The organism is Streptomyces shaanxiensis (genome assembly GCF_039537145.1).
Lineage (GTDB): Bacteria > Actinomycetota > Actinomycetes > Streptomycetales > Streptomycetaceae > Streptomyces > Streptomyces shaanxiensis.
The window spans coordinates 121,182-134,052 of record NZ_BAAAZY010000003.1; the positions used below are offsets into that span (position 1 = coordinate 121,182).

The following is a 12,871-nucleotide window of genomic DNA, read 5'->3' on the forward strand; positions in this document are numbered from 1 at the left end:
GCCGGCTCCTTGCTGAAGCGTTGACGGGATCTGACGCGGACCATTGTGGACCGAGGCACTGACAACCACCGACCAGGACCCGATGTTGGGCTCCGGCCCGGCGCGTGAGAAGTGTCCCCGACGCCCGGCCCCGTCTGCGAGCGGGGGGACTCATCGGGTACCAACCGCCCCGGTCAAAGCGGGGCTTGCCACCGGAACGACAACGCGTCCGACGGAGTTTCCCGGCGACCGGCGACCGGCGACCGGCGACCGGCGACCGGCGACCGGCGACCGGCGACCGGCGACCGGCGACCGGCGACCGGCGCACCCCCGTCGTCGGGACCGAGCACCGGTCGGCGAGCGCCTCGCGAGTGCCGCCCCGGGCAGATGCCTCCCCCGCATGTGCCGCCCTCGCCCCTCCCAGGCCGCCCGCACGGGCGCTCCGCCCACGGCGGCAAGCTCGCGCCGCGCGACCGTTCACTCGCCGGAGTGATCGACGGGCAGCCGGGCGAGACAGCCGAAGGGACTCGGCGCCGCCGCACGCGCCCGCATGGCGGGCGCGGGTCCCGGGGTGGCGGCGTCACCCGGCACGAGAGGTGACGCGACGGGCGCAGGCCCAGCGGGTGAGAGCGACGGACGCATACCCAGCGGGTGAGAGCGGCGGACGCGGGCCCAGCGGGCGAGAGCGGTGGCCGCCCGCCGATCCGCGCGTCGAGGCGAGGGACAACGGGCCGTCCCGCGGGGCGCCCCCGGCTCGTGACAGCGCCCTGCACCCAGCCGCGCAGCCAAGGCGTTCTGACCGGGAACTTCGCCGACCCTTCGGACGCTGCATACAGTGGCAGGAACTTAAGCCGAACTGCTCGGCACAACGCAGTGCACGCGACCGGAAGGACACCTTGCCCATGGGTCACACGGCCACACCGGAGGCACAATCCGGCGGCCTCACCGCGACGGAGCACCGCCTGGCCAACGGCCTGCGCGTGGTGCTCTCCGAGGACCACCTCACGCCGGTCGCCGCGGTCTGCCTCTGGTACGACGTCGGCTCCCGCCACGAGGTCAAGGGCCGTACCGGACTCGCCCACCTCTTCGAGCACCTGATGTTCCAGGGATCGAACAGTGTGAAGGGCACGGGCCACTTCGAGCTCGTCCAGGGCGCGGGCGGCTCGCCGAACGGCACCACCAGCTTCGAGCGCACCAACTACTTCGAGACCATGCCCGCCCACCAGCTGGAGCTCGCGCTGTGGCTGGAGGCCGACCGCATGGGCAGCCTCCTGGTGGCGCTCGACGAGGAGGGCCTGGAGAACCAGCGCGACGTCGTCAAGAACGAGCGCCGCCAGCGCTACGACAACGTCCCGTACGGCACGGCGTTCGAGAAGCTGACCGCGCTGTCGTACCCCGACGGACACCCGTACCACCACACGCCGATCGGCTCGATGGCCGACCTGGACGCGGCCAGCCTGGAGGACGCCCGTGCGTTCTTCCGGACGTACTACGCGCCCAACAACGCCGTCCTGTCCATCGTCGGCGACATCGACCCCGAGCAGACGCTCGCCTGGGTCGAGAAGTACTTCGGCACCATCCCGGCCCACGACGGCAAGCCCGAGCCGCGCGACGGCTCGCTGCCCGAGATCATCGGAGAGCAGCTGCGCGAGGTCGTCGAGGAGAACGTCCCCGCGCGCGCGATGATGGCCGCCTACCGTCTCCCGCAGGACGGCACGCGCGAGTGCGACGCGGTCGACCTGGCGCTGACCGTCCTCGGCGGCGGTGAGTCCTCCCGCCTCTACAACCGGCTCGTACGACGTGACCGTACGGCCGTGGCGGCCGGCTTCGGCCTGCTGCGCCTGGCCGGGGCGCCCTCCCTGGGCTGGCTGGACGTGAAGACCTCCGGCGACGTCGAGGTCCCCGTCATCGAGGCGGCCGTCGACGAGGAGCTCGCCCGCTTCGCGGCGGACGGCCCCACCGCCGAGGAGATGGAGCGCGCACAGGCCCAGCTGGAGCGCGAGTGGCTGGACCGGCTCGGCACCGTCGCGGGCCGCGCCGACGAACTGTGCCGGTACGCCGTCCTGTTCGGCGACCCGCAGCTCGCGTTCACCGCCGTACAGCGCGTCCTCGACGTCACCGCCGAGGAGGTCCAGGCGGTCGCCAAGGCCCGCCTGCGACCCGACAACCGCGCGGTGCTCGTGTACGAGCCGGTCGCCGGCGAGGCCGAGGACCTGGAAGCCGACGGGGCCGGACCCGCCGGGACCACCGACGAGAACGAGGAGTCGGCGCAGTGACCGAGCTCGCCAGCATGGAGTTCCACCCGCAGCCTCAGGCCGGCGAGGCCCGGCCCTGGGCGTTCCCGGCGCCCGAGCGCGGCAAGCTGGACAACGGCCTGACGGTCCTGCGCTGCCACCGCCCCGGCCAGCAGGTCATCGCCGTCGAGGTGCTCCTGGACACGCCCCTGGACGCCGAGCCGAAGGGCCTCGACGGCATCGCCACGATCATGGCGCGCGCCTTCTCCGAGGGCACGGACAAGCACACCGCCGAGGAGTTCGCCGCCGAGCTGGAGCGCTGCGGCGCCACGCTCGACGCGTACGCCGACCACCCCGGCGTCCGCGTCAGCCTGGAAGTGCCCGTCTCCCGTCTGCCCAAGGCGCTCGGCCTGCTCGCCGACGCCCTCAGGGCGCCCGCGTTCGACGACGCCGAGGTCGAGCGCCTGGTGCGCAACCGCCTCGACGAGATCCCGCACGAGATGGCCAACCCCTCGCGCCGGGCCGCCAAGGAGCTCTCCAAGGAGCTGTTCCCGGCGACCTCGCGCATGTCCCGTCCGCGCCAGGGCACCGAGGAGACGGTCGAGGGCATCGACTCCGCGGGCGTACGCGCCTTCTACGAGCGGCATGTCCGCCCGGCCACCTCCACCGTCGTGGTCGTCGGCGACCTCACCGGCGTGGACCTCGACGCCCTGCTCGGTGACACCCTCGGCGCCTGGACCGGCTCCTCGGCCGAGCCGCGGCCCGTCCCGCCGGTCACCGCGGACGACACCGGCCGTGTCGTCATCGTGGACCGCCCCGGCTCCGTCCAGACGCAGCTGCTGATCGGGCGGATCGGCGCAGACCGGCACGACCGCGTGTGGCCCGCGCAGGTGCTCGGCACGTACTGCCTCGGCGGCACCCTCACCTCCCGGCTGGACAAGGTCCTGCGCGAGGAGAAGGGCTACACCTACGGTGTGCGCGCGTTCGGGCAGGTCCTGCGCTCCGCCCCGGACGGCACGGGCGCGGCCATGCTGGCCATCAGCGGCTCCGTCGACACCCCGAACACCGGTCCCGCGCTGCAGGACCTCTGGACGGTGCTGCGGGGCGTCGCGGCCGAGGGCCTCACCGACGCCGAGCGGGACTTCGCCGTGCAGAACCTCGTCGGTGTCGCGCCCCTGAAGTTCGAGACCGCCGCGTCCGTGGCGGGCACACTGGCCGACCAGGTCGAGCAGCACCTGCCCGACGACTACCAGGGCACGCTGTACCAGCAGCTCGCCGCCACCGGCACGGTCGAGGCCACCGCCGCGGCCGTGAGCGCCTTCCCGGCGGACCGCCTGGTGACGATCCTCGTCGGTGACGCGGCAGCGATCCGGGAGCCCGTCGAGGCCCTCGGTATCGGCGAAGTCACCGTGGTGGCGGCCGAGTAGACGGCTGCACCCGCCACGCGCGGTGGGGGCCCTGGTGACGAATGAGTCACCAGGGCCCCCTTATGCCCGAATTGGGGGAGAGGTTGCCTGTCTGGCCTGTGGGATGCGCTACAAAAGCCGGGATCCGTTTGGGGATTGAAAGACGTCCCGCTTAGCGTCTTCCGGGCTGTCCGTCAGGCAGTGCGCCGCGCCCGCGGCACCGGACAGTCATCGCCGAGTCCCCGTACGGCGCGAGCCAGGGGAGCCGGGGACCCACCGTAGTCCCTGGGGTGAATCGGACGCCCGCGCGAAGGCGAGGGGGCCCGTAGGAGACCTTCCTGCTCCGAACCCGTCAGCTAACCCGGTAGGCGAGAAGGAAGGAAAGGACCAGCCACTTCATGGCGTTCAGCTGCGCCACCGGGGCGAATCGTCCCACCGGGAAGCACCGTCGTCCCAGCCGGATCGAGCGCTCCACCGCCCGTGCGGCCGGCGTCGCCGCCCTCACCGCCACCGGCGTCATAGGCACCCTGGCCGCCCCCGCGCTCGCCGCGGAACCTGCCGCCGAACAGACTGGCCTCATCCCCGTGATCAGCGTCGACAACTCGATCGCCGACCAGATCGACGCCCAGGCCGCCGCTCAGGAGCAGGCCGCCAAGGAGGCCGCGGCCCTGAAGAAGGCCGCCCAGGAGGCCGCGCGCAAGAAGGCGGCCGAGAAGGCCGAGAGGGAGCGCGAGGCCAAGGAGCGCGCTGCCCGCGAGGCCGAGCGCAAGCGCCTGCTGTCCTACGTCTCCCCGATCTCCGGCTCGTACGTCTCCACGGGCTACAAGGCCGGCGGCGCCGTCTGGTCCTCCGGCAGCCACACGGGCGTCGACTTCCACGCCGCCAGCGGCACCTCCGTCCACGCGGTCGCCTCCGGCACCGTCGTGGAGGCCGGCTGGGGCGGGGCGTACGGCAACCAGGTCGTGATCAAGATGAACGACGGCACGTACACCCAGTACGGCCACCTGTCGTCCATCGGCGTCTCGGTCGGCCAGACGGTCACCCCGGGCCAGCAGATCGGCCTGTCCGGCGCCACCGGCAACGTCACCGGACCGCATCTGCACTTCGAGGCCCGCACGACGGCGGAGTACGGCTCCGACATCGACCCCGTCGCCTACCTCCGCTCGCACGGCGTGAACCTCTGACACCTGCCACGCGCGCGTACGACGCTCACCACCCCGTGATCGTCCGACGCCTTCCACGCACGCGTGCCGCGCTCGCCGCTGCCCCCGTGATCGTCTGACGACAGACACTCCGCTCCCGAAGCCCCGGCTCCCCCAGCCGGGGCTTTCGGCGTTTCGCACGACCCGCTGTCCAAAAAATATCCATGGATTCCGGCCCGCCGTCGGAAATTCCGGCCGGTTGCAATAGAGTCACTGAACACACGTCATTCGTCGACGTTTCACGGGGATTAAGGCGGAGGTCGGTCATGCGTATTCCGGCGCATTCGGTGTGCACGGCGATCCGGGACGACATCGTCGCCGGTGTCTACGAGCGTGGCGGCCGGCTCACCGAGGAACTCCTCGCGCGCCGCTACGGCGTCTCCCGCGTCCCCGTCCGGGAGGCCCTGCGCACCCTGGAGGCGGAGGGCTTCGTGGTGACCCGGCGGCACGCGGGCGCGTGCGTCGCCGAACCGACCGAGCAGGAGGCCGCCGACCTGCTGGAGATGCGCACCCTGCTGGAGCCGCTCGGCGCCTCCCGGGCCGCCCAGCGGCGCACCGAGGCCCATCTCAAGGTGCTGCGCGGCCTGGTCAGGCTGGGCCAGGAGCGGGCCAGGCGGGGAAACAGCGAGGACCTGCGCTCCCTGGGTGGCTGGTTCCACGAGACGCTGGCCCAGGCCTCCGGCAGCCCCGCCCTGACCTCGATGCTGACCCAGCTGCGCCACAAGATCGCCTGGATGTACGCCGTGGAGTCGCCGGTCAACCCCGTGGAGTCCTGGACCGAGCACGGCGCGATCGTGGACGCGGTGGCGCGCGGCGACGGCGAACGCGCCCGCGCGATCACGGCGCTGCACACCGAGCGCTCGCTGTCCGTGCACCGGCTGCGGTTCGGCTCCGGCGGCGACCGCGCGGAGCGCGTGAGGAATTCGCAACATCCCGTAAACATGCCGAGCCTGCGGCATTAACAAGGGCGCCGTATACAAAGAGGAGTAATTCGGTGGCGGGTAATTTCCGCTGCCCTTTTTCAGGTGCGCAGGTAATTCCCGTGGTGCCTGCCCGAAAACAGCGAAGCCGCGTCGGCCGGAAAGACCGACGCGGCTTCACCGCATGTGCGGAGATCCTTCAGACGGTATTAGACCGTCTCGGGCAGCTCCTCGAGGCCCTCGGAGACCAGCTTCGCGAGGCGGTCGAGGGCGGCGTCCGCACCCTCGGCCTCGGAGGCGAGGACGATCTCCTCGCCGCCCTGGGCGCCCAGGCCCAGAACAGCCAGCATGGAGGCCGCGTTGACGGGGTTGCCGTCGGCCTTGGCGATCGTCACCGGGATACCTGCGGCCGTGGCGGCCCGGACGAAGATGGAAGCGGGGCGGGCGTGAAGACCCTCGGCCCAGCCGACGTTGACGCGGCGCTCAGCCATGTGATGCTGCCCTTCGGTGTTCAGGGTTGTCTAGACCAGTTTCCCACACCCGTGAAGCATGCCGGGAGGGACAAAACGCTCCTCCTGAGGTGACCGTCGGGTCGCGGCCTCGACCCGACATACGTCCTCCACAGACTGCCTCGCGCCGTTGTCGTACGCGAGCCGTACTCTGGGCCCCATGCAGAGCGCCTCGGACCGGCACGAGTACCCCGCCCACTGGGAAGCCGACGTGGTGCTGCGCGACGGCGGCACCGCGCGCATCCGCCCCATCACCGTTGATGACGCCGAGCGCCTGGTCAGCTTCTACGAGCAGGTGTCGGACGAGTCGAAGTACTACCGCTTCTTCGCGCCCTACCCGCGACTGTCCGCGAAGGACGTCCACCGCTTCACGCACCACGACTTTGTGGACCGGGTGGGACTCGCGGCCACGGTGGGCGGCGAGTTCATCGCAACCGTACGCTACGATCGGATCGGCGCCGACGGAATGCCCGCGTCGGCACCCGCCGACGAGGCCGAGGTCGCCTTCCTGGTCCAGGACGCCCACCAGGGGCGCGGCGTCGCATCCGCCCTGCTCGAACACATCGGCGCGGTCGCGCGCGAGCGTGACATCCGCCGGTTCGCCGCCGAGGTGCTGCCCGCCAACACCAAGATGATCAAGGTGTTCACGGACGCCGGATACACCCAGAAGCGCAGCTTCGAGGACGGCGTCGTCCGCCTGGAGTTCGACCTGGAGCCGACCGACCGCTCGCTCGCCGTGCAGTACGCGCGCGAGCAGCGCGCCGAGGCCCGCTCCGTGCGGCGGCTCCTGGTGCCCGGCTCCGTCGCCGTCATCGGCGCCGGCCGCACGCCCGGCGGGGTGGGCCGCGGTGTCCTGGGCAACATCAGGGACGCCGGGTTCACGGGGCGGCTGTACGCCGTGAACAGGGCGTTCCCGGCGGACCTCAAGGAGCTCGACGGAGTGCCCGCGCACCGCTCCGTGGGGGACATCGGGGAGCATGTCGACCTCGCGGTGGTCGCCGTGCCCGCCGAGTACGTCCCCGAGGTGGTCGCCGAGTGCGGCGAGCACGGCGTGCAGGGACTGGTCGTGGTCTCCGCCGGGTACGCCGAGAGCGGGCCCGACGGGCGCGAGCGGCAGCGCGAACTCGTACGGCACGCGCGCGCGTACGGCATGCGCATCATCGGGCCGAACGCCTTCGGGATCATCAACACCTCGGCCGACGTACGGCTGAACGCCTCACTGGCACCCGAGATGCCCCGCCCGGGCCGGATCGGTCTGTTCGCTCAGTCCGGCGCGATCGGGATCGCGCTGCTGTCCCGGCTGCACCGGCGCGGCGGCGGTGTGACCGGGGACACGGGCGTGTCGACCTTCGTCTCGTCCGGCAACCGGGCCGACGTGTCCGGCAACGACGTCCTTCAGTACTGGTACGACGACCCGGACACCGATGTCGTCCTGATGTACCTCGAGTCCATCGGCAACCCACGCAAGTTCACCCGCCTCGCCCGGCGTACGGCAGCGGCGAAGCCGCTGGTCGTGGTGCAGGGCGCGCGGCACGGTGGCGCGGCGCCGCAGGGGCACGCCGTCCGGGCCACGCGGCTGCCGCACACCACGGTGTCCGCGCTGCTGCGGCAGGCCGGCGTGATCCGGGTGGACACGATCACCGAGCTGGTGGACGCGGGGCTGCTGCTCGCCCGCCAGCCGCTGCCGACCGGACCGCGGGTGGCGATCCTGGGCAACTCCGAGTCGCTGGGGCTGCTGACCTACGACGCGTGCCTCTCCGAGGGCCTGCGGCCGCTGCCGCCACTGGACCTGACGACGGGGGCGTCGGCGGCGGACTTCCACGCGGCGTTGTCGCGCGCGCTCGCCGACGAGACGTGCGACGCGGTCGTCGTCACCGCGATACCGGCGATCGGCGATGCCACGACCGGGGACGCCGAGCTGGCGGAGGCCCTGAGCTCGGCGGCCGAGCGAGTGCCGGGAAAGCCGGTGCTGGTGGTGCACGTGGAACTCGGCGGGCTCGCGGAAGCGCTGTCGGCCGCGGCCAGTACCGCACCACAGGCGGGCACGACGGCGCCCGCAACCGCGTTCCGTCCCCACCCCTTCCGCCCCCTGGACTTCCCGGCCCAGGCACCGCCGGAGCAGTCGGACCCCTCCGAGAGCACCTCACGCCTCATCCCCGCCTACCCCGCGGCCGAGCGCGCCGTCCGTGCCCTCGCCGAGGTCGTCAGGTACTCCCAGTGGCGCCGCGAGGCCGCCGACCCCGGAAAGGTGCCCGAGTACGAGGACATCGACGAGAAGGGTGCCGCCCAGCTGATCGACGGGTTGCTCACGCGCGGGCAGGGACTCACGCTCGGCACGGACGAGACCTGCGACCTGCTCGGCAAGTACGGCATCCAGGTGCACCGCGCCCTGCACGCACCCACCCCCGACGCCGCGGCCGACGCCGCCCGCACCCTCGGCTACCCCGTCGCCCTCAAGGCCACCGCCCCCCACCTGCGACACCGCGCCGACCTCGGCGGCGTACGGCTCGATCTCGCGGACGAGGAGCAACTGCGGCGGGCGTACGCCGAGTTGACCGCGCTGTTCGGCAAGGCGGAGGAACTGCGTCCGGTCGTGCAGGGGATGGCACCGCGCGGCGTCGACACCGTCGTACGGGCCGTGATCGACCCGGCGGCCGGGGCCGTGCTGTCCTTCGGGCTCGCCGGAGCGGCCTCCCAGCTGCTCGGGGACATGGCGCACCGGCTGATCCCGGTCACCGACCGCGAGGCGACCTCGATCGTCCGGTCGATCCGGACGGCACCGCTCCTGTTCGGCTGGCGCGGCTCCGCTCCCGTGGACACACCTGCCCTGGAGGAACTGCTGCTGCGGGTGTCGCGGCTGGTCGACGACCACCCGGAGGTCGTCGCGGTCACCCTGGAGCCGGTCGTCGTCGCCACCCACGGCCTGAGCGTGCTCGGCGCCTCCGTACGGCTCGCGCCACCGCCCGCCCGCGACGACCTCGGGCCGAGGACCCTCCCGACGTACTGAGACCGCCGTGAGCGGTGCCTCGCAGTCAGTGCGCCCCCGTAGGATGGGCCTCATGGCCAAGACCAGTACGACGACCCAGGGGCTGCGAGCGGCGATCGAGCGCAGCGGCTACTACCCGGCCCTCGTGGCCGAGGCGGTGGAGGCCGCCGTGGGCGGCGAGCCCATCCGGTCGTACCTGGTCCACCAGGAGACGACGTTCGACCAGAACGAGGTGCGGCGGCACGTGACCGTGCTCGTCCTCACCGGCAACCGCTTCATCGTCAGCCACACCGACGAGCAGGCCGCGGACAACACCTCCCCGACGCCGTACGCCACGACGTCCACGGAGTCCGTGAAGCTCGGCCGGATCTCCTCGGTCGTGGTCAGCCGTGTCGTCGCCAACCCGGAGCAGTACGCCCCGGGCACGCTGCCCCGCGAGGTCGTGCTGACCATCGGCTGGGGCGCCGTCTCCCGCATCGACCTGGAGCCCGCCGCCTGCGGCGACCCCAACTGCGAGGCCGACCACGGCTACACGGGCAGCTCGACGGCGGACGACCTCAGCCTGCGCGTCAGCGAGGCCGGTGACGGCCCGGAGACGGTGCGCCAGGCGCTCGTCTTCGCGCAGTCGCTCTCCGAGGCGACCGCGGACGTCACCCGCTGAGATGATCCAGTCCACCGCCTGGGACTCCCACCCGGAACCTCTCGCCGTCGACTCCGCGCCTCCCCCCGAGTACGGCAGCGGCTCGCTCGCCGACCTGCTGCCCACCCTGGCCGCCGGCATGGCCGTACCGGACATGACCGCCGCGATCACCGAGCTCACCCCCGCCGACCGGAACTGCGTGTTCCTGATCGACGGCCTCGGCTGGGAGCAGCTCAGGGCGCACCCGGAAGAAGCTCCCTTCATGAGCTCGCTGCTCGGCAGCTCCCGCGGTGGCACCGGACGCCCGATCACCGCCGGCTACCCGGCGACCACCGCGACCTCCCTCGCCTCCGTCGGCACCGGCCTGCCGCCGGGCGCGCACGGCCTGCCCGGGTACACCGTGCGCAACCCGGAGACCGGCGGGCTCATGAACCAGCTGCGCTGGCAGCCGTGGACGGCGCCGGGCGTCTGGCAGCCGTACCCCACCGTCTTCGAACTGGCACACCGGGCGGGTGTGCACGCCGCCCAGGTGTCGTCGCCCACCTTCCAGAACACCCCGCTGACCAAGGTCGCGCTCAGTGGAGGAACGTTCCTCGGGCGGCTGACCGGCGAGGACCGCATGGACCTCGCCGCCGAGCAACTGGCCGCGGGTGACCGCTCCTTGGTCTACACGTACTACGCCGAGCTGGACGGCGCCGGCCACCGCTACGGCGTCGACTCCGACACCTGGCGCGGCCAGCTCATGTACGTCGACCGCCTCGTCCAGCGCCTCGCCGAGCAACTCCCGCCGCGCAGCGCGCTCTACGTGACCGCCGACCACGGCATGATCGACGTGCCCTTCGACGAGCAGCACCGCATCGACTTCGACGAGGACTGGGAGCTGCGCGCCGGCGTCGCCCTGCTGGGCGGCGAGGGCCGGGCGCGGCACGTGTACGCGGTGCCCGGCGCCGCGAGCGACGTCCTGACCTGCTGGCGCGAGGTCCTCGGGGAGCAGTTCTGGGTGGCGTCCCGGGACGAGGCGATCGAGGCGGGCTGGTTCGGGCCGCGGATCGACGAGCGGGTGTACGACCGCCTCGGCGACGTGGTCGCGGCCGCTCGGGACGACGTCCTGATCATCGCCTCCGAGCGGGAGCCGAAGGAGTCGGCGATGGTCGGCAACCACGGCTCGATGACCCCCGCCGAGCAGTTCGTCCCCCTGCTCGAAGTACGCTCCTGACGCCGCCCTCAGTCCCTCCCGTCCCCTCCGTTGCCGAAAGGTGCTCAACTCAACATGCCCGAGCTGGTGTTCTTCTCCGGAACGATGGACTGCGGGAAGTCGACGCTGGCGCTGCAGATCGCGCACAACCGGTCGGCGCGGGGACTGCAGGCTCTGATCTTCACTCGGGACGACCGGGCGGGTGAGGGAAAGCTCTCTTCACGCCTCGGCCTGGTCACCGACGCGGTCGAGGCAGTGCGGGGCATGGATCTGTACGCCTACGTCGTGGACCGGGTGTCGCAGGGCGGCAGGGTCGACTACTTGATCGTGGACGAGGCGCAGTTTCTCGCGCCGGATCAGATCGACCAACTTGCGCGCGTGGTGGACGACCTGGACCTCGACGTCTACGCCTTCGGTATCACGACCGACTTTCGCACGAGGCTCTTCCCGGGCTCGCAGCGGCTGATCGAACTGGCGGACCGGATAGAGACGCTCCAGGTCGAGGCGATGTGCTGGTGCGGCGCGCGAGCCACGCACAACGCCCGCACGGTGGGCGGCGAGATGGTGGTCGAAGGCGAGCAGGTCGTCGTCGGTGACGTGAACCGTCCGGCCGAAACGGAGGTCGGTTACGAGGTGCTGTGCCGCCGCCATCACCGCCGTCGCATGACCGGCGCCTCGGCACGTGCCGGCGTCCTGTCGCCGGATGTCCTGCCGGTCGCCTCTGCCTGAGTGTTGTCCCCCGGCGTCCACAGCTACAGTCGAGGTGGCTGATCGACGGGAAACTGGGGGCAGTTGTGCTGTCGGAGGACATCGACGACGCAGACATGGCGCTGGAAAATGTGCGGGCCGTCCTGGGTGAGTTCCGCAGGTCTCTGGTGCTCGTACCGATCCGGGACGGCGGGATTCTCACCGGGGACCAGGGCGGTCTGCGCTGGGTCTTCGCGTTCACGGACACGGACACGTTGACGGCGTTCGCGCAGGCGCGTGGTGAGGGCGGTCGGTGGGAGTTCCGGCGTGTGTACGGTGCTCGCCTCCTGGACGAGACCCTCGCGGAGATCGGCGTGCCGTGTGGAGTCGCGGTGGATGTGGGTAGTGAGGGGGCGTTCCTGTTGCCTCCGGCGCAGGGCATCGTGCCCGGTCGCGTGGCGGTGACCGAGGACTCGGAGCAGGGGGCGTCGTCATGAGTGGCTACACATTCGATCCCGAGTCCGCCAAGGAGGTCGAGCGCGGCTTGACCGCCGCGATCAACGAGCTCGAGGAGACGGGCTACTTCTCGATCACCGCGCAGCAGGGGCACGGTTTCCAGTTCCTGCAGATGTCGGGGATGGAGATGGGCTCGGGTGAACTGGGGGATGCCTTCGGCCAGTTCTGCGGCCGCTGGGCGCTCGCCATCCATTCGAAGATGCAGGACGCGAACGACATCGCGCGCAAGCTGAGCCTGTCGGCGGGGCTGTACCACGAGCAGGAGGAGTACGTGGTCGGCTCGCTGAAGGAGGCCGCGGTCACGGCTGGTTCGTACAACCCACAGCAGGGCATCGCCGAGGGGGACAAGGCCGCGGACAAGTCGTGGGGCGAGGTGTGGGACACCGTGCGGCCACGGGTGCCGGAGGTGGACACCGCGCAGCCGGACTGGGGCGCGATGGGTGACCAGTGGAAGCAGGTCGGCGAGGACTTCAGCACCTCGCCGTGGCAGGACGTGGCCGGCCCGGCCGGGCAGGACCGCAGTGACTGGCAGTGGGACGGACCGCCACCCGAGAACGAGCAGTAGGGCAGCCGGCGGAACCGGACGGGCAACGGGGA

The 12,871-nt window shown here is 71.7% G+C and carries 11 protein-coding genes and 1 riboswitch; of the genes, 10 read left to right on the forward strand and 1 reads right to left on the reverse strand.

Features of this window, described 5'->3' with window-relative positions; genetic code table 11:
- Window positions 1-881 precede the first annotated feature (881 nt).
- The 4 genes from ABD932_RS02745 (at window position 882) to ABD932_RS02760 (ending at window position 5,783) form a co-directional block, all read left to right on the forward strand.
- Window positions 882-2,255 (forward strand): M16 family metallopeptidase, encoded by a 1,374-nt coding sequence (locus tag ABD932_RS02745; RefSeq protein WP_345008451.1) that lies wholly within the window; start codon window positions 882-884, stop codon window positions 2,253-2,255.
- Entirely contained in the window at window positions 2,252-3,640 is a 1,389-nt protein-coding gene (locus ABD932_RS02750) for a M16 family metallopeptidase (protein WP_345008452.1), read from the forward strand. The genes ABD932_RS02745 and ABD932_RS02750 overlap by 4 nt, the downstream gene beginning before the upstream one ends.
- A 201-nt stretch (window positions 3,641-3,841) precedes the next feature.
- A riboswitch (cyclic di-AMP (ydaO/yuaA leader) is annotated at window positions 3,842-4,004 on the forward strand.
- Window positions 4,005-4,017: 13 nt separating this feature from the next.
- Complete coding sequence (locus ABD932_RS02755) at window positions 4,018-4,803, forward strand: M23 family metallopeptidase (RefSeq protein ID WP_345008453.1); 786 nt, start codon at window positions 4,018-4,020, stop codon at window positions 4,801-4,803.
- A gap of 284 nt (window positions 4,804-5,087) precedes the next feature.
- Window positions 5,088-5,783, forward strand: coding sequence for a GntR family transcriptional regulator (locus ABD932_RS02760; protein ID WP_345008454.1), 696 nt, complete (start codon window positions 5,088-5,090; stop codon window positions 5,781-5,783).
- A gap of 167 nt (window positions 5,784-5,950) precedes the next feature.
- On the opposite strand, the gene ABD932_RS02765 is transcribed toward ABD932_RS02760, so the two are convergent.
- Window positions 5,951-6,232 (reverse strand): HPr family phosphocarrier protein, encoded by a 282-nt coding sequence (locus ABD932_RS02765; protein WP_126395589.1) that lies wholly within the window; start codon window positions 6,230-6,232, stop codon window positions 5,951-5,953.
- A 178-nt stretch (window positions 6,233-6,410) separates the two neighbouring features.
- Between ABD932_RS02765 and ABD932_RS02770 the strand changes: the two genes are divergently transcribed.
- The 6 genes from ABD932_RS02770 (at window position 6,411) to ABD932_RS02795 (ending at window position 12,839) form a co-directional block, all read left to right on the forward strand.
- Complete coding sequence (locus ABD932_RS02770; RefSeq protein ID WP_345008455.1) at window positions 6,411-9,257, forward strand: bifunctional acetate--CoA ligase family protein/GNAT family N-acetyltransferase; 2,847 nt, start codon at window positions 6,411-6,413, stop codon at window positions 9,255-9,257.
- 52 nt (window positions 9,258-9,309) lie between these two features.
- Window positions 9,310-9,897 carry a DUF5998 family protein gene (locus ABD932_RS02775; protein WP_126395591.1) on the forward strand — a complete coding sequence of 196 codons (588 nt, stop codon included), beginning with the start codon at window positions 9,310-9,312 and terminating at the stop codon, window positions 9,895-9,897.
- Between the two features lies 1 nt (window position 9,898).
- Entirely contained in the window at window positions 9,899-11,092 is a 1,194-nt protein-coding gene (locus ABD932_RS02780) for an alkaline phosphatase family protein (RefSeq protein ID WP_345008456.1), read from the forward strand.
- Window positions 11,093-11,146: 54 nt separating this feature from the next.
- On the forward strand, window positions 11,147-11,800 hold the full coding sequence (locus ABD932_RS02785) for a thymidine kinase (protein ID WP_345008457.1): 654 nt from the start codon (window positions 11,147-11,149) through the stop codon (window positions 11,798-11,800).
- A 95-nt stretch (window positions 11,801-11,895) separates the two neighbouring features.
- A complete protein-coding gene (locus tag ABD932_RS02790) occupies window positions 11,896-12,255 on the forward strand; it encodes an SseB family protein (RefSeq protein ID WP_345008458.1) in 360 nt (119 codons plus the stop codon).
- The gene (locus ABD932_RS02795) at window positions 12,252-12,839 is read left to right on the forward strand and encodes a hypothetical protein (protein ID WP_345008459.1); all 588 of its coding nucleotides are present in this window, start codon (window positions 12,252-12,254) and stop codon (window positions 12,837-12,839) included. The genes ABD932_RS02790 and ABD932_RS02795 overlap by 4 nt, the downstream gene beginning before the upstream one ends.
- Window positions 12,840-12,871: the final 32 nt, after the last annotated feature.

Excerpts from the sequence above, each read along its gene's own strand:
- ABD932_RS02765 (WP_126395589.1), bottom strand. The coding sequence starts at position 6,232 with ATGGCTGAGCGCCGCGTCAACGTCGGCTGGGCCGAGGGTCTTCACGCC.
- ABD932_RS02785 (WP_345008457.1), top strand. The coding sequence starts at position 11,147 with ATGCCCGAGCTGGTGTTCTTCTCCGGAACGATGGACTGCGGGAAGTCG.
- ABD932_RS02775 (WP_126395591.1), top strand. The coding sequence starts at position 9,310 with ATGGCCAAGACCAGTACGACGACCCAGGGGCTGCGAGCGGCGATCGAG.
- ABD932_RS02795 (WP_345008459.1), top strand. The coding sequence starts at position 12,252 with ATGAGTGGCTACACATTCGATCCCGAGTCCGCCAAGGAGGTCGAGCGC.
- ABD932_RS02760 (WP_345008454.1), top strand. The coding sequence starts at position 5,088 with ATGCGTATTCCGGCGCATTCGGTGTGCACGGCGATCCGGGACGACATC.
- ABD932_RS02755 (WP_345008453.1), top strand. The coding sequence starts at position 4,018 with ATGGCGTTCAGCTGCGCCACCGGGGCGAATCGTCCCACCGGGAAGCAC.
- ABD932_RS02790 (WP_345008458.1), top strand. The coding sequence starts at position 11,896 with ATGGCGCTGGAAAATGTGCGGGCCGTCCTGGGTGAGTTCCGCAGGTCT.
- ABD932_RS02770 (WP_345008455.1), top strand. The coding sequence starts at position 6,411 with ATGCAGAGCGCCTCGGACCGGCACGAGTACCCCGCCCACTGGGAAGCC.
- ABD932_RS02780 (WP_345008456.1), top strand. The coding sequence starts at position 9,899 with ATGATCCAGTCCACCGCCTGGGACTCCCACCCGGAACCTCTCGCCGTC.
- ABD932_RS02745 (WP_345008451.1), top strand. The coding sequence starts at position 882 with ATGGGTCACACGGCCACACCGGAGGCACAATCCGGCGGCCTCACCGCG.